Source organism: Streptomyces sp. NPDC047880 (assembly GCF_040706515.1).
Classification (GTDB): Bacteria; Actinomycetota; Actinomycetes; order Streptomycetales; family Streptomycetaceae; genus Streptomyces.
The window spans coordinates 1-20,331 of the sequence record NZ_JBEZOK010000032.1 but is presented as its reverse complement, the minus strand read 5'-3'; the positions used below and the strand labels follow the sequence as shown (position 1 = coordinate 20,331).

At 72.3% G+C, this 20,331-nt stretch carries 21 protein-coding genes; 1 reads left to right on the top strand and 20 read right to left on the bottom strand.

The window, feature by feature from the left end; translation table 11 throughout:
* Positions 1-4,467, bottom strand: a 4,467-nt coding sequence (mobF, locus tag AB0937_RS33925) for a MobF family relaxase (protein ID WP_366717319.1), incomplete at its 3' end; no start/stop codon positions are given.
* Positions 4,468-5,488: 1,021 nt separating this feature from the next.
* On the opposite strand from mobF, the gene AB0937_RS33920 reads away from it, so the two are divergent.
* A complete protein-coding gene (locus AB0937_RS33920) occupies positions 5,489-6,067 on the top strand; it encodes a hypothetical protein (protein WP_366717317.1) in 579 nt (192 codons plus the stop codon).
* Between the two features lie 76 nt (positions 6,068-6,143).
* Here the strand turns inward: AB0937_RS33920 and AB0937_RS33915 are convergent, their stop codons facing one another.
* From AB0937_RS33915 to AB0937_RS33825, 19 genes are all read right to left on the bottom strand, one after another.
* Positions 6,144-6,746 carry an HNH endonuclease gene (locus AB0937_RS33915; RefSeq protein ID WP_330269884.1) on the bottom strand — a complete coding sequence of 201 codons (603 nt, stop codon included), beginning with the start codon at positions 6,744-6,746 and terminating at the stop codon, positions 6,144-6,146.
* A gap of 68 nt (positions 6,747-6,814) precedes the next feature.
* Positions 6,815-7,621, bottom strand: coding sequence for a hypothetical protein (locus tag AB0937_RS33910; protein WP_366717315.1), 807 nt, complete (start codon positions 7,619-7,621; stop codon positions 6,815-6,817).
* Positions 7,622-7,797: 176 nt separating this feature from the next.
* Positions 7,798-9,222, bottom strand: a complete 1,425-nt coding sequence (dndC, locus tag AB0937_RS33905; protein WP_164345661.1) for a DNA phosphorothioation system sulfurtransferase DndC — start codon at positions 9,220-9,222, stop codon at positions 7,798-7,800.
* Between the two features lie 220 nt (positions 9,223-9,442).
* Entirely contained in the window at positions 9,443-9,994 is a 552-nt protein-coding gene (locus AB0937_RS33900) for a DUF6884 domain-containing protein (protein ID WP_366717313.1), read from the bottom strand.
* A 108-nt stretch (positions 9,995-10,102) separates the two neighbouring features.
* A complete protein-coding gene (locus AB0937_RS33895; RefSeq protein ID WP_366717311.1) occupies positions 10,103-10,543 on the bottom strand; it encodes a DUF6197 family protein in 441 nt (146 codons plus the stop codon).
* 69 nt (positions 10,544-10,612) lie between these two features.
* Complete coding sequence (locus AB0937_RS33890) at positions 10,613-11,539, bottom strand: hypothetical protein (protein WP_366717309.1); 927 nt, start codon at positions 11,537-11,539, stop codon at positions 10,613-10,615.
* An 80-nt stretch (positions 11,540-11,619) separates the two neighbouring features.
* Positions 11,620-12,402: a hypothetical protein gene (locus tag AB0937_RS33885; RefSeq protein ID WP_366717308.1), complete on the bottom strand. Its 783-nt coding sequence runs from the start codon at positions 12,400-12,402 to the stop codon at positions 11,620-11,622.
* Between the two features lie 78 nt (positions 12,403-12,480).
* Entirely contained in the window at positions 12,481-12,615 is a 135-nt protein-coding gene (locus tag AB0937_RS33880) for a hypothetical protein (protein ID WP_330269890.1), read from the bottom strand.
* Positions 12,616-12,798: 183 nt separating this feature from the next.
* Complete coding sequence (locus AB0937_RS33875; RefSeq protein ID WP_366717306.1) at positions 12,799-14,418, bottom strand: DUF3560 domain-containing protein; 1,620 nt, start codon at positions 14,416-14,418, stop codon at positions 12,799-12,801.
* 212 nt (positions 14,419-14,630) lie between these two features.
* Positions 14,631-15,062 carry a hypothetical protein gene (locus AB0937_RS33870; RefSeq protein ID WP_366717304.1) on the bottom strand — a complete coding sequence of 144 codons (432 nt, stop codon included), beginning with the start codon at positions 15,060-15,062 and terminating at the stop codon, positions 14,631-14,633.
* A gap of 66 nt (positions 15,063-15,128) precedes the next feature.
* Positions 15,129-15,920: a hypothetical protein gene (locus AB0937_RS33865; protein ID WP_164345721.1), complete on the bottom strand. Its 792-nt coding sequence runs from the start codon at positions 15,918-15,920 to the stop codon at positions 15,129-15,131.
* A gap of 87 nt (positions 15,921-16,007) precedes the next feature.
* The gene (locus AB0937_RS33860) at positions 16,008-16,175 is read right to left on the bottom strand and encodes a hypothetical protein (RefSeq protein ID WP_164345719.1); all 168 of its coding nucleotides are present in this window, start codon (positions 16,173-16,175) and stop codon (positions 16,008-16,010) included.
* A gap of 154 nt (positions 16,176-16,329) precedes the next feature.
* Complete coding sequence (locus AB0937_RS33855) at positions 16,330-16,590, bottom strand: hypothetical protein (protein WP_366717302.1); 261 nt, start codon at positions 16,588-16,590, stop codon at positions 16,330-16,332.
* Entirely contained in the window at positions 16,587-17,138 is a 552-nt protein-coding gene (locus AB0937_RS33850) for a hypothetical protein (RefSeq protein WP_366717300.1), read from the bottom strand. Before AB0937_RS33850 ends, AB0937_RS33855 begins: the two co-directional genes overlap by 4 nt.
* 168 nt (positions 17,139-17,306) lie before the next feature.
* Entirely contained in the window at positions 17,307-17,645 is a 339-nt protein-coding gene (locus AB0937_RS33845; RefSeq protein ID WP_366717298.1) for a hypothetical protein, read from the bottom strand.
* Positions 17,646-17,724: 79 nt separating this feature from the next.
* A complete protein-coding gene (locus tag AB0937_RS33840; RefSeq protein ID WP_330269896.1) occupies positions 17,725-18,126 on the bottom strand; it encodes a hypothetical protein in 402 nt (133 codons plus the stop codon).
* 322 nt (positions 18,127-18,448) lie between these two features.
* Complete coding sequence (locus tag AB0937_RS33835) at positions 18,449-18,898, bottom strand: hypothetical protein (protein ID WP_366717296.1); 450 nt, start codon at positions 18,896-18,898, stop codon at positions 18,449-18,451.
* Positions 18,899-18,979: 81 nt separating this feature from the next.
* A complete protein-coding gene (locus tag AB0937_RS33830; protein WP_164346658.1) occupies positions 18,980-19,336 on the bottom strand; it encodes a hypothetical protein in 357 nt (118 codons plus the stop codon).
* Positions 19,337-19,482: 146 nt separating this feature from the next.
* A complete protein-coding gene (locus AB0937_RS33825; protein WP_164347820.1) occupies positions 19,483-19,851 on the bottom strand; it encodes a hypothetical protein in 369 nt (122 codons plus the stop codon).
* Positions 19,852-20,331: the final 480 nt, after the last annotated feature.

Sequence of the window (20,331 nt, the reverse complement as noted above, 5' to 3'; positions counted from 1 at the left end):
CACGACCTCCGCGGCCTCCTCGACGGCCAGGTCCTCGTCGCGCGCCCGCTCGTCGTCACGGACCAGCTCGGGCTCCGGCTCCTCCACCACGGCCTCGATGTCCTCCTCCACGGACGGCTCATCCACAAGGACGTCGGTGACGGTCTCACCGGACGGCGCGAACTCGCGTTCAGCCTCGGTCGGGTGCACCTCTTCACGGGCCACCGCTCCAAGGGCCTCGCCACGGCGGGCGGCGGCCTCGGTGGCTCGTGCCCGGCGCCCGACCTCGGCAACCTGCTCGTGCAATGCCTGCCAGGCCGCCGCGTCCCGCTCCCCCACCGGCTGGTTGCCGAGACCGGGTTCATCCGCCCGCACGTGGCGCCGGGCCCGCCAGGCGTCGGCGAGTGCGGCCGTGCGCTCCCAGGTGTCGCGCAGCTCGGTTCCCTCGGGCGGCACCGGCCCGAGGCTGCGTGCCCACTCCGGCGGGTTGGCCGCCAGAGCGGCCCCGGTCTGGGCAAGGCGGTCGTCGATGATCCGACGGCGCGCGTCCAGGTGTTCGACCCACGGGGTGGGGGTGTACTGGTCACGCTCCGCCTCGCGCGGCAGCAGCCACTCGGGCAGCGGTCCGGTGTGGACCGGGGTGGCCTCGGCCGTGTCGGGCAGGAGCCTGCGAAGCCGCTGCTCGGCCCGCACCCGCTGGTCGACCAACTCGGCGCGGGCCAGCCGCACCCGGGCCTCATCCTGCGCGTGGAGGTTGGTGCGCATCTCCGCGGCGACCGTCTCGCCGTCCATGCCCGCGGTGTGGGCACGGCCGGCCCCCGGCTCGCGCTGCCACTCCTCGCGGGCGCGGTCGACCCAGTCCATGGCCTTGCGGGTGGCCTGCTCGGTCTTCAGGCCGTGCAGGCGAGCGGCCACCGCGCGGGCCTCCTCACGGTGTGCCTCGGCGTCCTCGCTCCGACCGTCGCGGCGGGCCTGCACGACGGAGAGGCTGGCGAGGCGGGCGTCGCGGCGGGCCTCCGCGATGGCCTGCGAGAGCTGGAGCCGGGTGAGGTCTCCGTACTCCCGCCCCGGCCAGGCCGGCACGGGGAGACCGTCCACGACCACCGGCCGGGGCTGGCTGGCCACCCGGGCGTCGGCCCGGTGCAGCGCGTCTAGGGCCTGCTTGCGCCGCTCCTCGGCTCGCTGGGACAGACGGCCAAGCTGGTCATCCGTCAGGTCGATCAGGGGCCGGGTCGTGCCCTGTTCTTCCAGGCGCTGGAGAACGCTGCGGGCGTCGTCGACGTGGTTGTCGATCCGCCAGCTCAACACCGCGGCGTTGTCCTCGGCGTCGGTGAAGTCCCGTTCGTGGAAAGCGCTGAAGAGGATGCGCTCGGGGGCGAAGCCGGCGCGCTCGGCGTCACGCAGGGCACGCTCGACCGCGGGCCATGCCTCCTCGGCGATGATGGCCTCGGCGCTCGACCCCAGGACGGAACGGGCCATGTTCTGGTAGCGCAGCGACAGAGCACGGGCGTGCACGTCGTTGTACTCGGAAGCCAGCTGGGGGATGCCGTACACCCGGTCTTGCTCGGCCCGGATGGCCTCGGTTGCGGAGACCGATGCCCTCTGGGTGGAGGCGATCGTGTCGAGCACGTCCCGCATCGTCTGGCCTTCGTCAAGGACGACGTAGATGCGGTTCTTCAGGCGGCCTCGGGTCACCTGCACGTAGGCGGACTCGCGGCTGGTGCGGCGGGTGACCAAACCGCTTCCGGTGTCCACGGTGGCGCCCTGGCCCCGGTGGCCGGTGGCTGCGTAGCCGAGTTCGACGAAGGTCCCGACGTACTCGGCCTTCAGCACGGTGCGGCCGCCGTGGTCGGTGTGCCGTACGACCAGGTCGCCGTTGTCCCGGACGGCCTCGATCGCCCACTGGTCGCCGTTCTTGACGAAGTCGCGGCCGCCCATGACCGCGTTCCGGCGGTCGTTCTTGCGGGTGACGATGAGGTCGCCGCGGTGGGCCTGGAGGCCGTCGCCGAGGTCGACGCTCTGGGTGGCATCGAGCTGTCCGCGGGCCATCCGGTATGCCTGCGCGAGGGTGTTGAGCTCGGTGACGCTGGCGTTGTCGTCCGCCATCATCAGTGCCGTGTGGCCCTGCTCGATGTCGGCCTGCCAGTCAGTGAAGATGGCGTGCAGCATCTGCTCGCGCGTACCGGCGACGACGCGGTTGTTGTTCAGGTACCAGGTCCACGCATCCTCGGGTTCGCCGCTGCGCAGGGCGAGGGTAGCGGCTGCTTCTCCGGGTGCGCGGAACCGGTGCAGGTTCTCCAGCTCGACGACGTCGACGGTGTTGGCGAGCAGCCGCAGGGCGCCGCCGGATTCCACGGCGGCGAGCTGGAAGGGGTCACCGATCAGACGGACCAGTGCACCGGCCTCCTGGGCCTCCGCCACGACGGCGGCGATGCGCTTGCTCCCCGCCATGCCCGCCTCGTCGATCACGATGACATCGCCGGCGGACAGCTGGTACTCGGGGGCCACGCGCTTGCCCTGGTGCAGCCGTTCGCGGGCTCCGAGCCAGTCATGCAGCGAGAAGGCCGGGGCCTCCAGGCCGGCGGAAAGCTCGGTGGCGGCGCGGGCGGAGGGGCCCAGACCGATGACGCGGCCGCCGCTTGCGCGGACGGCGTCGGCGGCTACCCGCATGGCGGTCGTCTTGCCCGCACCGGCCGGGCCGATGCCCGCCGCTACGAGCTTCTCGCTGCACGCGAAGGTGCGGGCGAGCTCGCGCTGGCCCGCGTCCAGACGACGGGTCGGATTGGCCTGCTGGTATGCGTCTTCGACGGCCTGGTAGACCTCCGGGGAAACCGCCGGAATCACCTGGGTGCGCGCGGCGGAGACGATCCGGTCCTCGGCTGCGAGGACGCCGACGGAGGTGTAGAGCTCGGTCTCCCGGCGGCGGTAGATGCTCGTTCCGTCCGCTCGGGCGACCCCCGGGAAGTAGGGGTTGAGGTCCGGCGGAGTGATGCCGATTACCTCGGCCGCGAGCGCACGATCGGTGATCTGCTCGGCCAGGTCACCGCTCGGTGCGGCGCCGAGTGTGGCCGCCATGACCCACCGCTGGGCCTCGGCGAAGACCTGCCGCCGGCCCCACACACTGCGGTGCTCCGAGACCGTCTCAATGACCTCTCGGGCGGCCTTGTGGACGTCCAGGTGCGGCACGGCCGCAGGGTCTGGATGAGTGCTCTGCGCCGCCACCCGGGCAGCGCGGAGGAGGTTGTCCACGCGGTCGGAACCGAAGGCTTCGACGGCCGCCTCCCGCCATACCTGGCGCAGTTCGGCGAGCGGCCGGGCCTCCTTCTTGTCGGGTCGCGTCTCCAGCGTTGCCTGCTGCATCAACGCCGTGAGGGTCTTACTCGACGGGTCGTAGCCGTGCCGTTCCCGGTACTCCGTCACCAGCTCGGCGGTGCGCTCCTTGATGCTCTGCGAGCGGCTTGAGTTGGCCTCGATGAGGTCCGTTCCGACCCCGGCGATCTCCATGACCGGGCGCTTGCCCGGGGTGACTTCTCGGGCCTCTGCACGCAGCCCGAGGTCTTCACAGACGATCTCCATGACTCGCAGGTTGTAGTGCTCGCTGGCGGGCACGTTCTGCGCGAAGAGGAGCCTGCTGTCCAGTGTCCGCCACTTGCCGTCACGGCCCTGCACCTTGTTCGACACCACGACGTGGTCGTGCAGAAGGGGGTCGCCGGTGCGGCTGTCGTAGTGCCGGAAGCGGGTGGCGATCAGGCCGCCGGCAACGTCCTCCTGGGCGATGCCGTTGACTCCGGTGCGGGTCATCGTGGCCTTCTTCTCCAGCCACTGCACGGTCTCCTCGATCGCCTGCACGTGAGCCTTCTCGACGGCTCTGCGCACGTTCTCATCGCCCAGTGCCCACAGCACGGATACCGACTTCGGGGCACGGAACACCAAGTCGAATCCGGCGACTGCATTGCGCTGCTTGCCGCTCTCCTGCTCCTTGATGAAGCGGCCCAGCTCCTCCTTGGACTCGGGGCTGCGACCGTGTTCGGTGCGGAACTGCACGGCACCGACGCGGCCCCGGATCTCAGCCCGCTCCGTCGCGTTCGGCTCGCGCTTCTCCATCCGCACGAAGCGCTCGATCTCCTCGTGCAGCATCCGCCCGAACGGCGTGTCCTTCTGCACGAACTGCATGTACTTGCGGCCCAGTCGAGCGGCCCGCATCGCCCGCTTGGTGCTGTCCCCGGCGGCGATGCGCTCGGCGATGATGCGTTCCGCATCCGGGTGCAGGCCCTCGCCGTAAAGCGCCTTCATCTGAGCTTCGCTGACGATGCCTGACACACCGAGAAGCTCGATGCCCGAACCCATCCAGACGCCGGGTGGGTTGCCGCTAGCGGTGTAGTAGTCGCCCAGTTCCTGGCCGCGTTCCCGGGCCTGGTCGGCGCTGGCAGTCTCGCGTACGTAGTACGTATACCCGTCCCCTGCGCTGAGGAGGTGGACGGTCATCATGCGCTGGATCTTACCTTTAGCCGCCCCACTTTGGGCGTGATACAAACCCTGGTACATTCATAATGCCTGAGCTGTGACCGTAATGATCTTGAAGCGCGTTGCGCGTACAACCGAATCGTGGAGGAGCTTGCGACGATCACGATGATGGTTGGACGGCAACGGGCTGAGAGAGCAGGACGGTCACAGACATAGTCTGGCGGCTTTCCATAGCCAGGTCCTCCGGACATGGCTGTGGAAAGGCGCACCTGCGACGTCACCTGTGGACGCGTCACATGGTGAGCCGGGACGACGTGGCGTCACGGTCCGCAGCGCGTCACCCGTGCTGAGGATCGCGGCGGTGCGTCGCACGTGCACTGCCGCCGGGCGGTCGCGTGCGGTCGGTCGGTGCACCGCACGGCCACGGCACCGGCCGTGGCCGTGCGGCGGCCGTGCACCTGCGGTGCACCCTTCCGCCAGGACTCCACGTGCGGTGCCGATGCGGTCGGCGGTGCACCCCGCCCGCGCGCCCCGCACCCGCGGCACATGCCGTGGCGGTGCGGCCGCCCCCGCGCCGGGGGAGCGCGAGGGGGCGGCGCGAGAGCGCCCCCTCGCAACCCGGCCCCTCGGGGCGGGTGCCGCACTCCGGCGCCCGCATGTCACGTGCGGTGCCGCGGTGCGGCTGACGTGCACCGCGTCGGGCGGCCCGGCGCGGACGAACGGATCGTGCCGATGCGGCCGGCGGCGCACCCCGCCCGCGCACCCCGCACCCGCGGCACATGCCGTGGCGGTGCGGCCACCCCCGCGCCGGGGCAGAGCGAGGGGCAGCGCGCGAACGGCGGTGCCGCGGTGCGGCTGACGCGCACCGCGTCGGGCGGCCCAGCGCGGACGGACCGATCGTGCCGATGCGGCTGGCGGTGCACCGCCGGGAGGCGGCCAGCCGTGCCGTCATGTGCGGTGGCGCCGCGTGGGCGGCGTCCGACCGCGGTCCGCTGGGCGGCAGAATGTGCCCCGGCAGTCCCACGACACGGAGGTGCAGCAGCGCATGACGCAGAAGCAGCGGCGGGGCTCCCGGGCGGTGCAGGCCCGGGAGGCGGCGCGGGAGAAGGCGGCCCGGTTCGTCAAGCAGGAGGAGGAGCGTCTCCGCATCGCGGGAGAGGCGATCTTGCTGCAAGAGGAGATCGACGACTTCGACGAGGAGACCGAGCGGCGCGTGGCCAAGCTCCGCGAGGAGCGCAACGCGCAGCTGGTGGAGAAGCGTCAGAGGTTCGACGCGCTCGTGGTCGAGATGCTGGACACCGAGATTCCCGCCCAGCAGGTGGCGGAGCGTCTCGGCATCTCGGTGGGTCAGGTCCGTACGGCGAAGCGCAACTTCGACCAGGCGGTGGCTGCCCTCGCCGAGCAGGGCGCCGATGAGCCCGCCGGTGCGGCGCCGTCGGAAGCAGCTGGGGAGCCGGTCGGCAGCGAGTCGGAGGCGTCGACGCCGGATGCTGCGGCTGCTCCGCAGCCGGCGGCCGCCGCGTACAACTTCCCTCCGCCCGGCGGGCCGGTGTCGCTCCCGGCTCAGGACGGGTCGCCGGAGAACGCCGAGGGGGCAACCCTTCCGCCAGGATCGGCTGGCTGAGGTCCTCGTTCAACGTCGAAGGCCCCGCCCGGGGATGGTCACCCATCCCCGGGCGGGGCCTTCGACGTCGGCGCCCTCAGAACAACGACATCTGTCCGTCCTCCGGTGCGGCGGGGGCCTCCTCGGCCGCCTCCGTCGGAAAGAGCGGTACGAGCGCGGAGCTCGGATCGGACGCGCGCACGGCGGCCAGGTACGCCTCCGCGTCGTATCCGTTCGCCAGGGCCTGGCGGACGAGCGGGCGTGCCTCGCCCGCGAGCATCGCGGCGGCGAGCGCGTCCAGGTCCAGCCCGTCGCGGAGTGCCGCCTGGATGGCCTGCGCGCGGCCCAGGGAGCCGCGGGTGTCGGCGTAGCCGAGGTGCGCTCGGCCGGCCGCGCGGCCCTGGTCCGCCATCTGCCGCATGTTCGTGCGTTGGGTGGCGTTCGACAGGTGGTCGAGCTCGACGCACAGGGACTCGTTGCAGCTGTGCGCGGTGATCGTGCGCGGTGGGAGCGGGCCGTGCAGCAGCTCCATCAGCCACCGGTGCACCCGCACCGTGCGTTCGCGGCCGGCCTCGGTCACGACGGCCTTCGCGTAGCCGTCCGTCGTCAGGCTTCTGACCCAGTATCGGCATCCGTGCGGCACCAGCACGCTGCGCTCGGCGACGTACTCCAGTGCTCGCTCGATGCCGCCCCTGGCCACCTTCGCGCTCCCCCACTCGTCCGGTTCTGGCGAAGGTCATCCTGCCAGGACCCGACGAGCGGGGGGCACTACGCGGCGGTGGTCGCGCGGGCCTCGTCGAGCAGCTTGCGGGCGTGCGCTACGACGGTCAGGCCGGTCTCGCGCTGGACCTCCTCGACGGTCAGGTCCTCTCGCTCCTTCAGGAGGTCGCTGACCTTTTCCAGCCGGGCCGCGCGAAGCAGCCGCTCCGCGTGCACCGGGTGGACCCCGAGGTCCTCGGCGAGCACCTTCGCCGTGACGGCGGTCGGCTGCTCGTCGAGAAGGACCCGGGCGCGCTGCCGGCGCTCCTCGGCCTGCGGGGTTGGCTGCCGCGGGGCCCTGTTCTTGCTGCCGGGCTTCCGGCCGCGGCCGGGCTGGCTCCCTCGGCCGGGACGGTTGGCGTCCCAGTCGAGGATGGTCTGCCGGCGCCAGAAGTCCTCACCGCCGACGATCTCGCCGTCCACCTCCTGGCCGCCGAGGTTGAAGTCCGGCGCCGGCAGACGGGTCTTGTCGCCGTACTTGTACGTCTTCCAGGTGCTCAGCGCGACGCGCCGCTCCTCCGGCAGGGCGTAGAGCGCCTCCTCCAGGTCGAGCAGGTCGTCGGGGTGCTCGTCGGCCGGCACCGGGGGAAGGTCGTACCTTGGCTGTTCGTTGACCGCCTTGGCGCGCTCCTCCTCCGCTCGCGCGGCGAGCAGCTGCTCCTTGGAGTAGAGCCGCCGGCGGCTGCCCGTGCGGTTGAGCAGCTTCAGACCGCGGATCTTCTGCCAGTGCTTGGTGTCCTGCCAGTAGCCGACGCTGACGCCGAAGATGTCGGCGGCGATCTGGTCGTCGGCAGGGGTGACGCCATTGGGGATCATGGGGGTGGTGCTCCTTGGTAGGGGTTTCGAGTGGTGCAGCAGGTGGTGCCGGCCAGGTGCCACCCTAGCCAACATTGAAAAAAATACCGCACTTGGACCGGGCGTGGGAAGTGCGGGGCCGGGATCGGTGCCGGCGCGGCCGCCGCCGAGGTGCTGGCGGCGGCCGCGCCGGGTGGTCAGAACAGCGCCCCCTGCTCCTTCGCGGGCTCGCCGCGGCGGAAGCGGGCGAAGGCGAGAGCGTCCTCCTCGTCCTCAAAGCCGTGCTTCATGAGGACCTTCTCCAGGGCGTCGTACAGGCCGGCGCGGCGGGTGGAGGAGTTGTAGATCCGCTCGACCTCCAGCAGGGCCCGGACGCGGAGGAACTCCTCCTCGTCGTCGCCGCAGACCTCGCGCAAGGTGTCGATCATCGCCTGGGCCGCATTGAAGGCGATCGTCTCGTCCAGGGGGCGGCCGGGGAACGCCTCGCCCGTGGCCTCCTCGTAGATGGTGGGGAGGTTGTCCTCGACCTCGTGCTTCTTGAACACCCAGATCCGGCGGATCAGGTGCAGCTCGTCGAGCGTGATCAGGGTGATGTCGCGGACGTACTCCGGGCCGCGAGCCCGGATCTTCGTCTGTGCCTCCAGCAGGCGGCGCAGCCAGTCCTCGCGGGCGGCCTGGGTGTAGGGGCCGTGGACCAGACGGTCCCGGTGGATCATGAGGGTGCCGTTCATGCGGCGGAAGTCCCGCAGATGGCGGTCGTCCTCGATGTCGAGGGCGTCGCGCAGGGCCAGCAGGGGCCGCATCCAGTCCAGTTCCTCGTCGTTGGTGACCATCGCCTTCAGGCTCTTGTCCTGCTCGACCATCGTGCAGGTCCAGCAGCCCATTCGGCTGTCGCCGCAGCTGGGGGTGGAGGTGTCGACGACCAGGGGGCACTCGCTGTCCTCGGAGGCACCGCGGTACATCGCCAGCAGGTCCTTGTTGGAGTGGCCCCAGGGGTTGGGGTACTGCATCAGGGCCATCCATACCTCGTCGGTGGTCCACGCCTCGACCGGCGAGTAGACGAGTGATCCGGGCAGGCTGCCGTGCGGGCTGAGCCGGTCGCGGACGCGGCCCTTCTCGTGCCGTTCCATCGTCCGGCGCCGGGTGGTGGACTCCGCCTTGCGGATGCCGAGGACGAGGATCACCTGTCCGTACTTGTTGGCCACGTCCAGGATGAACTTGTTCGAGGGCCGGATCTTGAGCCGCTCGGTGCACCACCTGAACTTGGGCCGAGGTGCGGCGTAGCCGCGCCCGATGAGGTTGACCCAGAAGGTGTCTTCGAGTGCCGGGGTGAGGCGGTGGGCCTCGATGGGCAACTGCTGGGCGGCCGCCGCGGTGCGCATGGCCTCCAGGGACCGGTTCGCCCACGCGGCGACCACGGGATTCTCGACCAGGGTGTCCGTGGAGATGACGTGCACCGGCTTGGTGCGCTGCTCGATCGGCAGGCCGGCCAGGGCCATCCACACCAGCTGAGCCGTGATGGTGGAGTCCTTGCCGCCGGAATAGCCGACGACCCAAGGGATGCCGTCGGCCAGGTAGAGCTCGCGGATCTCGGCGAGCAGCTCCTGAATGGCCTCGTCCATGGCGCGGCCGCCGAACGGCTGAGGCTTGACGACTTCGAGCGGCAGGAACACGGGGGTGGACAGGGAAGGTCTCCTTTCGGTGGGGCGGCACGGGGCCGCGGGTGAGCGATGCGTGCGCGCCGGGCGGCGCGGAGACGGGGCGGCCGTCGCCCGGCGGCGTGCCGGGCGACGGTGGGCGCGGCCAGCGGTCCGACCGTGGCCGGTCGGCGCGGCCGCCGTGTCAGCGGGCGGCCGCCGCGGTGGCGTAGGCCAGGGCGGCGGCCCGGGGGTCGGCGGCTTCGGCGATGCGGGTCAGCCGCTGGAGCTGGACGCCGATGCCGGCGCCCGCGAGGGGCCGCACCGCGTGCGGCCAGACGGCGGCGACCGCGTCGGCGTAGTCCTTGCCGGCGAGTGCGATCACCTCGGGCGCGTGGCGTACGGCCCGGCCCATGGCGTCGACCTGGGCGCGGTGCTTGGCGTGGTCGACGTCGCGCGGGTTCAGCCGCTGCTCGTACGTGGTGATGCGGGTGTGCGGGGCGATCAGCCCGAACCGGCCACTGAGGATCAGGACCCTTCCGCCAGGGATGGCGCGGGCGGCCGTGAGGCACTTGGTGAAGTACAGGCCCTGATACAGCTCCTCGGCGGGGATCTTCCGGCCGTCTGGGACCGGCCTCTTGGTGGCGCTGCACGGGATCACCACGACGGGGCGGGCGACTGCGGGCGGCGGGGCGGGGAGGTCCTGGGCAGCGGTGCCGGTCTCCTCCTCGTCGGGGGGCGGGGTGCTGGTGTGCACGGGTCTCTTCCTGGTCGGTCGGGTTTCGAGCGGGGCCGGGGGCGGCGGTGCCATCCGCCGCCCCCCGGGAGGTGTGGCTTCGGGCGGTTGCGCCCGGAGCTCCGGAGGTCAGAACAGTCGGTCGGCGGCCTCGGCGGCCGCGGCGGCCGCGCGGAGTGCGGCGGCCGCCTGCTGGGCGGTGCGGCCGGGCGCGAGGGTCCACAGGTGGACGACCGTTTTGTGGTGCGCCGTCGGATCGCAGCCGGGCGGGATGGGAACGGGGCCGCCTTCGAGGTGTTCGGCGAGGATGCGGTACGCGTCGTCGAGGGCGGCGCTGATCGCCTCCAGGTCGTACGGGCGGTCGGCGGCCATGCGGTCGCGGCCGGCGGCGACGTCGAGCGCTCCGCCGACGGAGCACCGGCGGTGGGCGAGGCGGCCGGGGCCGCTGAAGAGGCTGTAGCGGCTCTGGTAGATGCCGACGCGGGTGATGTGGATCGCGGCCCACTCCAGCAGGGCGCCGGGGGTGGTCGGGACCAGGACGCTGTCGGGCGAGTAGCGGATGCCGGTCACGGCGGTCCTCCTGGTGGTCGGGTTCGAGGGGGCCGGGGGCGGCGGTGCCATCCGCCGCCCCCGGGCGGGTCAGGTGCGCAGGACGTGCGGGATCGAGAGGGTGCGGCCGGTGGGGAGTCGGCCGCTCTTGCACTGGTTGGAGCCGTCCAGGGCGGTCGGTGTCTCGGACGCGGTGGAGGTGTAGAGCGCGGTCCCGCAGTGTCCGCAGTAGCCGCGCAGGTGGAGCTCCTCGGCGTCCGCGGCACCGGCGAGGTGGTCGAGGTAGGCCAGGAGGTAGAGCAGGTCCTCCGGCGCCCGGGTGATGAGCTCGGCGTTGGCGCGGGTCTCGGCGACGTCCTCGGCGGGCGTGTCGGTGTCCTCGGGGCCGTCGTAGCTGACCGAGACCTCGGCGACCTTGGCCCCGGAGGAGTCGCTGACCACGAAGTCGGTGTGCACGGCGTCCGGGTCGTCCTTGTCGACGGTGGCGCCGTTGCGGTTCCAGGTGAACTCTTCGACGCTCCACGGCCGGTAGGTCGCGGCGGCCAGGCGGTCGCGGATCTCGCGCACCCGGGCGGAGGTGTGGACCTCGTCGGGGAGCTGCGCGGCCTGGGCCAGGTCGAGCCGGTAGCCGACCGGTGCCCCGATGGCGCCAACGACGGTGCCCTCGGTCTCGCACAGGGGCCGCCAGATGTGGCGGTTGCCGTAGTTGAGCTGGTTGACCCACCCGAGCAGACCGTCGAACAGTTCGCCGACGGGGATGCGCCGCTCCTCGCCGGTGGCGGTCCAGTACGTGCCGTCGGTGCTCAGCACGTCGGTGCCGAGACGTCCGGTCAGGCGGAGGTGCGTGGCGTCGAACGGCGCGGCCGGCTCGTGGTCGGTGAGGACGTCGCGGACGGCGGCGGCGACGTGTGCGCACGCGACGCGGGCCAGCCGGTCCTCGGCGCGCTGGATGCGCTCGTGGGCGTCGTCGAGCGCGTCGTTCAGCTTGGCGTCGTTGACGGTGTACGGGGTGGTCATGGGGTCCTTCCGTCTGGTGCGGGGTTTCGAGCGGGAGGGCCGGGCGGCGGTGCCATCCGCCGCCCGGCCGGGGTGCTGGGTCAGATGAGGAACAGGGCGTCCGCGACGGCGTTGCCGCGCTTCGGGTCCGTCGACAGGGCCAGGTCGTGCACGCGCTGGCCGGTCTTGTAGCTGGTGACGATCAGCCGACCGGCCGGGGCGGCGCGGTGCAGGTCGGGCGGGGTGACCTCGAACTGGAAGGTGTCCGATCCGATGCGGCGGGTCCACGTGTGGGGCTCGCGGCCGGAGGTGCGGGTGCCGATGACGAACAGGCCGTAGTCGTACGCGGTCATGACCAGTGCGGTGCGGGCCAGGTCGCGGGCGTGGTAGGCGATGGCGCGGCGGGCGGCGGCGGAGAACTCTTCCGCCCGCTGCGTCACCTTCCGCGGGGTGAACTCGGCCTCCGCGTACAGGAAGCCGGACACGGCGCGGACCATGTAGGTCCCGGCGTGCATGGCGCGGTCCCATGCCCGGTAGTACGCGCTGTCGCTGTCCCAGTCCTTGCCGCCGGCGTAGCAGAGGCTGAGCGCCTGGACGACGGCCCGCATGGCGGGGTGGCTGTGCACGGGGGTGCGGGGCCCCTGGCTGAGCATGGCGGTGACCTGCTCCTGCATCTCCTGCACGGCGCGGAACAGCTCGTGGTCGCGGGCGTGGCCGATCATCTCCAGGGCGAGGCGGACGGACTGCTCTGCGCCGTCGGTGACCTCGGTCAGCGGCAGGTCCGCCAGGGCCTTGTCGAGCTGGTCGAGCGTGGCGGGGGTGGTGTCGGTCGCGACGGCCCGCAGTGCGGCGTGCACGGCGGAGATCAGCGGGAAGTGGGACACGGGTTCTCCTCGGATGGGTCGGGTTTCGAGCGGGCCCGGGGGGCGGCGGTGCCATCCGCCGCCCCCGGGGTGGTCGGGTCAGTCCCGGCGGGCCTGCCGGGCGGGCGCGGGGTGGACGATGGCGGCCGGGTCGGGGCCGAGGAAGCGCACCAGGTTGATCACGACATCGGCGATGTACTGAGCGATGCCGGGACGGGGCTGCGAGGGGTGCACGCGGGGTTCCTCCGTGGGTTCGGTGCGGGTTTCGAGTGGTGGTGCCGGTCGGGGTGCCACCCCCTCCCAACAAGGAAAACAATACCAGATCAGAGCCTGATTCCCAAGAGGTTAGGGGTCCGGTCCTGCGCGGGGTGCCGGGGGTCCGGCCGCCGGGTCGGCGGCCGGACCCCCGGCTGACCGCTAGTGCCCGACGGCGGCCGCGGTCTTCGCGGCGGTGGTCCACTCGCGGCGCGGGGTGATGCCCAGGTCCTCAAGGACCGGGTCGAGACTCCCGTTGTCCGGGACCCATTCCCAGTCGGTGCCTTCGGTGCCGGGCCGCTCGGTCCAGGTGAGCATGTACGAGCGGCCAGAGGTGCGGGGGTCTCCGCACACGGCCTGCGCTTCGCGGCGGGTCATCGCCCACAGGGCGCGCTTGCGGGTGCGGCGGGTGTTCTTCGAGACGATGAACACCAGGGCCAGGCCCTCCTGCCAGCTCTCCCCTGCGGCGGGGGCCGGCGCCGGGGTCGGCCCCCCGGGGGCGTGGTGGCAGTTGGCGCAGCGGCGCGCTACCGGGTGCCATTGGGGCGAGTGGCACATGGGGCACGTCTCGGCCGCCGGTGCCGGCTCCTCGACCGGCGGCACCTGCTCGGCCTGCTCCTGGTGGCCGTCGGCCTCCGGGGCAGGCGCGGGCCCGGCCTTGAAGTTCTGCGGCTTGGCGTGGCCACACACGGTGCACATGCCGCGCGCTTCGCTGAAGCGCTTCTGTCCGTTTGCGACCCTCACGCAGTGGGGGCACACGGTGCGCTCGGCCTCGGGCTCCGGCTCGGTGGCCTCCAGCCGGGCGATGTCCTCGGCGGAGGCCCACCCCTTCACGCTGTCGTAGGGGATGGTGTAGCCGCGGCGGGTCTTGTCCGCGGGGTCCTTCCGTACGACGGGGACGCCCACGCCACCGTGGATGTGCGGGATCGTGAGCGTCTTCTTGTTCACCCGCTGCACCTGGTACCAGGTGCCGCCGCAGTTGACGAAGTCGCCCTTCTGGAAGTCGTCGGGGCCCCACACCTTGAACCCGCGGCGCTCGGCCTCGGCGATGACCTCGCGCCAGTGGGCGAGTTCCTCCGCGATCTCGGCCTTCCTGCGGTGGAGCTCGTCGGTGTCGGAGCGGCGGTAGCCTCCGGCGGACTGTCCGGCCAGCCACTTCTCGACGCGCCGGGCGTCGGCCTCCAGCTTCTCGATGCGGCGCAGGGTGCGGCCCGGGTTGGTGCGGAACTGCTTGTACGCGGCGGCGGCCTTCTCGCGGGCCGCCCAGTACCCGGCGCGCTTGCCCTCCTCGACGTACGTGCGCAGGGCGCTGTCGATGCGCTCCTGGTCGCGGCGGGCGCGGGCCTCGCTGTGGTGTCCGACGAGGATGGGCTGGCCGAAGGGGATGCCGTCGGCGATCTGGCGGCCGCGCTCCCGTGCGGCCTCGGACCGGCCCGCCGCGTTGTCGGCGTACGTGCCGAACCGCTCGGTGCGGCTCTCGGCCCGCTCGTAGCGCTCCTCTTCGGCTTCGGCGAAGGTGCGGCGGGTGTCCTCGTCGATCTTGATTTCGACGGTCCATCCGGCCTGGCGCAGGGCCTGGGCGGCGGCGTCGATCTTCCAGCGCTTGGCGGCCTTGTCGCGGGACTGCTGGATGCCCAGCATCCCGAGGGAGCGGAAGTAGCGGAAGCCGCAGGGGCGGATCAGTTCGTACACGCCGTCGCCCTTGGTGCTGCCCTCCACGAGGGTGCCGTCGGCGCGGGTGTGGGTGATGGTGATCGTGCCCTTGGCGGGTGTTGCGGTCATTGAGACGTGGTCCTCCACGGTCGGGTTTCGAGGTGTGTTGGTCGGGGTGCCACCCCCTTCCAACAGGGAAAACATTACCAGTTTTAGCCCTGATCTTCAAGCGTGAGGGCGCCTTTGGGCAGGGGTTTTCAGCGCGGTTCCCGGGGTGGCGGCAGGGCCCCGCCGCCCCGGGAGGGGGGCCGGCGGGGCCCTGCGGGCGCCGGTCGGCGCGGTCAGAACAGCGTGGACTGCCCGGCGTCCTCGGCGGCCCGCTCGGCCTCCTGGCGGCGGAGCAGGGCGACGAGCGGCGCCTGGCGCGCCGCGGCGGCCTGTTGGCGGGCGCGGAGTTCCTCGCGGGTGGCCCAGCGGACCAGCAGCTCATGGTCGCGGAGCTCGGGGGCGTCGTCGGTGACGGTGTACCGGATGTACGGCTGTTCCAGCCGGTGGCGGATCTGGGCGAGGGTCATGAACCAGTCCGGGCCGTAGGCGCCGGCCACGGTGAGCAGGGTGCCGTCCGGCGCGTGGTAGCTGCGGACGGAGAACCCGTCTTCGTGGTAGAGGCCGGGGCGGTCCCTCTTCTGGGCGGCTTCGCTGAGCTTCAGGTCGGTCAGGCCGCCTTGGACCAGGTGGTGGGCGACGGTGTGCGCCCGGGTGACGCGCGGCATCGCGCTCCTTCCTCGGGGACGGGAGGGGCGGCGGCGTTCGCCGCCGCCCCGGGGCTGGTCGGGCCGTCAGCCCTTGGAGCGCTGGCCGCGCTCCTTGAGCTCCTTCATCGCCTGGCCGCGGGCGCTGCTGGCGGGGCACGGCCCGAGCAGCTGCGTGAGCAGCTGGCGCAGGGCCTCGGCGTCGTCGGCGCGGCGGGCCCGCTCGGCCCGCTTGAGCAGGTCGTCGGCGGCGTCGGCGGTGGTCGGGTGGGTGACCTGCTGGCAGGGGCAGGCGGTGACGGGCTCCCCGACGAGCGCGGCGACCTTCCCGGCCTGCTCCTCGAAGGGGATACAGCCCTCGTGCCGGTACTCGGGCCGCGGGGTGTTGTCGCCGTTGCGCCCCCGCAGGTGGCTCCACCAGCGGACGACCGTCTTGCCGTCTAGTTCACAGGTGAGGTCCCACGGGTTGTCGGACCCCGGGTATCCGGTGGGGTTGCCGTCCTCGTCCTCCGGCTTCCAGGCCAGTTCGGCGAGGCGTCCGAACGCGATGGCGGCGCTGATGATGTTGCGCCGGGTGGGCTTCAGCTTCGGGGAGAGCCACGGGACGATGCCCGCCTCGGCGGCCGGGGGCGCGGCCGGTGCGGCTCCCGGCTCGACGGTGCCGGAGTCGACCAGGTCGACCAGGTGCGCGGCGGCGGCGTGCCGGTCGTCGTGTCGGGTCTCCTCCGGCTGGCCCGGGGCGACGGCGTACCAACCGCCGTGCCATCGGTAGATGTGGCCGGTCGGCTTCCCGTCGACGGCGACGGGGTAGCGGCCGTTTGCGGCGCGGTCGCCGATCTCGTAGCGCTCGGCTGCCGTGGTGGCGTCGGTCGTGGTCAAGATGGTGTTCCTCTCGTCTGGGACGCGGGTTTCGAGTGAGTCCGGGGGGCGGCGGTGCCATCCGCCGCCCCCCCGGGGGGCTGGGTTCTACCAGCCGGGCGGGACGGGCTCCTCGAACGGCGAGGGGGCTTCGATCTCGCGGGTGTATCCGCCGTGAAGCTCCTCGTCGTAGTTCTCGCACTCGGGGTCGCAGGGCTCCCCCTCGTCCGCCCCGCATTCGGTGCAGGGGTCTTCGAGGTCTACGTACGCAGCCATCGGGCCGCCTTCCGGGTCGGGTTTCGAGTGGTGGTGCTGGTCGGGGTGCCACCCCCTCCCAACAAGGACAACATTACCACTTTTCCCCCTGGTCTCCAAGTGTGAAGGTGCCTTTGAGCTGGCGTTTTCCCGCCTGGCCCGTCGGTGTCCGTACTCAGTCCGAGGTCGTGCAGATCGGGGTCTCGGTCACTCCGGTGCACTGGAGGTGGGCGAACAGGGGGTCCGCGAGGTCCTTGTGCACGCCCTCGGCGTGCAGGTTGCACAGGCGCAGCCGCTGGGTGCGACGCTCGGCGTAGGTGATCGTCAGCAGCCTGACGGCGGTGCCGCCCGCGGCGCCGCACGCGCCGCGCTGGCTGGTGTAGGCGTACGACTCGCGGCCGACCCACCCGCGCGGCCGCTCCGCCGGGGCGCTCACGCGGCGTCTCCGGTGGCGGCGGGGAGCGTGAGGTTCTTCCACTGCTCGCCGTCCCAGACCTGCCAGACCTCGGGTGCGGGCCGGTGCTGGGCGAGGTCGCGGGCGAGGTGGCCCATGTACGGGTAGTCGCCCCGGGCGAGCCAGACGGACGGGACCTTGGCGACGACGGTCAACCCGTGCCACTCCCCTCCGTCGAGTCCGCGCAGCAGGCTGGTGCGCTGCCGCTTGCACCGCGCGGCCTCCTGGGCCAGGTCGTGCTGGTCGACGAGGAGTTCGTAGACCCGCTCGGCGCTGATGGGCCGCCCGTTCAGGCGGCAGGCGTCGGTGAATTCCTCCATCGCCTGCCGGTCCTTGGCGGTGTGCTGGAAGAACCAGGTGCCGCCGCCGTTGCCGCCGTTCTCGATGACCCCGAGGCAGTAGTCGCCTTCGTTGACGGTCGCCCGGAATGCGATGCCGTTGCGCGTGGTCATCTGCTCGAAGTCGTCCAAGTGGTAGCGGGTGTGCGGGACTTCAAGGCCGGTGAGGGGCAGGGTGATCAGTTCGGTCATGGCTCTCTTCTCGTGTCGTGCGGACCGCCGGGGTGGCGGTCCGGGAATCCGGCGGCGTGCGGTGCCGGCCACCGACGGGTGTGCCGTCGGCTGCGGCCTCGCTGACCGCCGTGGCGCGCGGCCGCGCCGGGGCCCGGGGCCTGTCGGCGCGGCCGCGCGACGCGGCGGTCAGTTCCGGTGCTCGCTCGGCGGGCCGTTCGGGCCCTCGAAGATGACGTTGACGTGGGTGCGCTCGTGGGTGATGCGGTCGGCGTCGGGCCGGGCCTGCCACGGGCGCTGACGGTTGGCCACGGCCTGGAGCGCGGCGGCGCGGGAGCAGTTGCATCCGGCCTCGTCGCAGACCGGCAGGACGGCGTCCACCGTGTAGACCGGGGTGCAGAACGGGGCTCCGTAGGCGGTCAGATGGTCGTAGTAGTAGATCCGGCCGGTTGCCGTGCGGGCGGTGCTGGCGTGGGTGCGGCTGTGGTGCTCGGCAAGGGCCCTGCCGTACGCGCGGGCGGTCTGCATGTGTCCTCCTGGTGCCGGGTTTCGAGGGGGCCGGGGCGGCGGTGCCATCCGCCGCCCCGGGGTGGGTGTCGCTGCGCGGTTACGCGTCGGCGAGGGTGAGCGGGACGTCGCGCCCGATGGCGGCGGCCAGTCCGCGCTCGCGGGCGAGATTGTCCAGCCCGTCGCTCAGCTCGGCGTTGATGGTGTGGCAGCGCAGGTATCGCGCGCCGAAGCCGTGGGACCAGACGGGGAAGCCGTTGGCCTTGAATCGGCTGTCGATGATCCAGTGGGTTTCGTCGACCAGGCGAGAGAGGAACTGCGTCTCGGCCTCCTCGCCCTCGACGGCGATCTTGAGCTGGGCGTACAGGCCGATCAGCTCCATGCCGAAGAGTCCGGGCTCCTGGTGCCGCTTCAGCTCGATGACGGTCCCGGTGAGGGTGTAGGTACCGTCCTCGTCCTCAAGCGTGACGGCGATGACCTGCGGGTCGGTCTGGGTGGTCACGGTTCCTCCGTGGGTTCGGTGTGGGTTTCGAGTGGCGGTGTCGGTCGGGGTGCCACCCCCTCCCAACAAAGACAACATTACCAGCATGAGGCCGGAAACGGAAGTGGGAAGCGGGTTCTACCAGGGGCTTTCCGGGCCGGGCCGCCACCCCCACGCGCCCCCCCGATGCGGGCGCACTGGGTGCGGGGCCGGCTGCCGGTCGGCGCCCCGCTTCCGGGAGGGCGGGCGACCGGCGCGGCCGGCGTCGGAGCCACTGCGGGCCGTCGCGTCCCGCCCCGACCGGCGGGCCGGGGCGGCGGACCGTCGCCGCCCCGGTCGCCGGTCAGAAGTGAGTCCAGTGCCCGGGGTCGGCCTCGACGGCTGCCTGATGGGCGCGCACTGCCTCGATGGTCCCTTCCGTGACCACCCGGTAGTGCCCCTCGTGCACGGCGACGTGCAGCGCGATGTACTGGGCGAGCTTTTCGCGGTCGGTGCCACCCCGGCCCATGTACCGGGGGCACTCGTCGCAGATCACGCGGTAGACCGGCACCCGCCCGACCTCCTCACCGCGCGTGGCGCGGCGGGGCGCGGTGCTGCCGGGAATCCAGCGGGCGCCTGCCGACGGCGCGGGGTGCTGCGCCGCGTGCTGCCGGACGTCCCACACGTGCTGTTCAAAGTCGTCGGTGACGGGGCCCAGCCACTGCGGGCAGTGGTCGCACACCACGTGGTAGAGCGGCGTGGTGTCGACGATGCGGCCGTAAACGGCGAACGTGGGAACGGTGCTGGTGGTCATGCTCGGGGCCTCTCTCGCTGGTGGGGTTTCGAGGGGGCCGGGGCGGCGGTGCCATCCGCCGCCCCGGCGGGGGGGGACAGGTCAGCTGATGTCCCAGTCCACGCGGCGGCGGGTGACGGGGGTAAGGGCGCGCTCCAGGCGGAGGGCCTGGCGGCTGGCGGGGTCGCGGCGGAACGGGGCCGTGGCCAGGGCCGCGCGGACGGCGGCCCGGTCGCGGCGGTGCGCGGCCTTCTGGTACGCCTTGCGCTTGCCGGGGGTGTCCTGTGCCTGCCCCCGGGCGACGGCGCGGGCGGTGAGCTGCGGGTGGCCGTCCTCGTCCCGCGCGGCCGTGGCGAGGATGCCCTTCCGGGCGGCGGCGCGGTCGTCCATGCCCAGCAGGCGGGCGGGGTTGCCCGCGCGGGCGGTGCGGTAGCGGCGGTGGTGGTCAGTACGGGCCACGGTGTTCCTCCGGTGGTGCGGGTTTCGAGGTGTGTTGGTCGGGGTGCCACCCCCTCCCAACAAGGACAACATTACCAGAGTTGAGCCGGAAACGGAAGCGGAAAACCGGGTCTCACCTGGGGTTTTCCGCCTCCCCTCCGGTCCGCCTATGCGGCGTAGCGGTAGATCGGCCGGTCCTCGCCGGGAATCCGGGGCGCTCCCTCGGGGGCGATGCGCACGGCGACGAACTCGCCGTCGTACGGCTCGGCGGCGAACCCCTGGGCGGCCGCCCACTCGCGGGCAACTTCCGCCGCGCCGGTCTCCTCGCCCTCCTCGTACGCGACGACCATCACGACGTCCGGGCCGAAGAACAGCGTGGCGTCGTACCAGACGTTCATCAGGGCGTCGCGGATGCCGTCCGGGTCGACGACGGCGGCGGGCGTGACGACGATGCGCTGCACCGGCAGCTGGTGAGGCTCCGGGCGGAGCTCGCAGGTGCAGGTGAACGTCTGGGGGGCGCGCGTCGCGGTGGTCATGTCCTCTGCCTCCGTGGTGCGGGGTTTCGAGTGGTGGTGTCGGTCGGGGTGCCATCCCCTTCCAACAAGGACAACATTACCAGTATTGAGCCGGAAACGGAAGCCGAAAAGGGGGTCTGACCAGGGTTTTTCTCGGATTCTTCGCGGTGCCGCGCGTACCCTCCGGGCCGGGCCGACCCCCCTCCTTGCCAGCCGCTTCTCAGCACCACGACGGACCCGCAGACGGCGGACGGCCCGCCACGTAAACCGCCCAGGACGCCGCTCCCCCGCCCCGGTGGGCCGGTCACCTTCTCCTCGACGTGCAGCTGCTCCGCTCCCCCGTCTCGAACCTCAGCCCCTGGCCGTCACCACGGCGGTGCCGGCGGCCGACGACGGCGCGCTCGCGTCGCCTCAGCCACAACGGAGTTCAGCCCGCCCCCCGGTCCCCGGGGGGCGGGCGTCCGGAGGAGCCCCCCGGGGCTTCGCGCAAGGAGCGAAGCG

What these genes read in the sequence shown, in the direction of transcription:
- AB0937_RS33920 (WP_366717317.1), top strand. Translation starts at nt 5,489, where the DNA reads ATGACGCAGAAGCAGCGGCGGGGCTCCCGGGCGGTGCAGGCCCGGGAG.
- AB0937_RS33910 (WP_366717315.1), bottom strand. Translation starts at nt 7,621, where the DNA reads ATGATCCCCAATGGCGTCACCCCTGCCGACGACCAGATCGCCGCCGAC.
- dndC (WP_164345661.1), bottom strand. Translation starts at nt 9,222, where the DNA reads ATGGACGAGGCCATTCAGGAGCTGCTCGCCGAGATCCGCGAGCTCTAC.
- AB0937_RS33890 (WP_366717309.1), bottom strand. Translation starts at nt 11,539, where the DNA reads ATGACCACCCCGTACACCGTCAACGACGCCAAGCTGAACGACGCGCTC.
- AB0937_RS33875 (WP_366717306.1), bottom strand. Translation starts at nt 14,418, where the DNA reads ATGACCGCAACACCCGCCAAGGGCACGATCACCATCACCCACACCCGC.
- AB0937_RS33870 (WP_366717304.1), bottom strand. Translation starts at nt 15,062, where the DNA reads ATGCCGCGCGTCACCCGGGCGCACACCGTCGCCCACCACCTGGTCCAA.
- AB0937_RS33860 (WP_164345719.1), bottom strand. Translation starts at nt 16,175, where the DNA reads ATGGCTGCGTACGTAGACCTCGAAGACCCCTGCACCGAATGCGGGGCG.
- AB0937_RS33850 (WP_366717300.1), bottom strand. Translation starts at nt 17,138, where the DNA reads ATGACCGAACTGATCACCCTGCCCCTCACCGGCCTTGAAGTCCCGCAC.
- AB0937_RS33845 (WP_366717298.1), bottom strand. Translation starts at nt 17,645, where the DNA reads ATGCAGACCGCCCGCGCGTACGGCAGGGCCCTTGCCGAGCACCACAGC.
- AB0937_RS33835 (WP_366717296.1), bottom strand. Translation starts at nt 18,898, where the DNA reads ATGACCACCAGCACCGTTCCCACGTTCGCCGTTTACGGCCGCATCGTC.
- AB0937_RS33825 (WP_164347820.1), bottom strand. Translation starts at nt 19,851, where the DNA reads ATGACCACCGCGACGCGCGCCCCCCAGACGTTCACCTGCACCTGCGAG.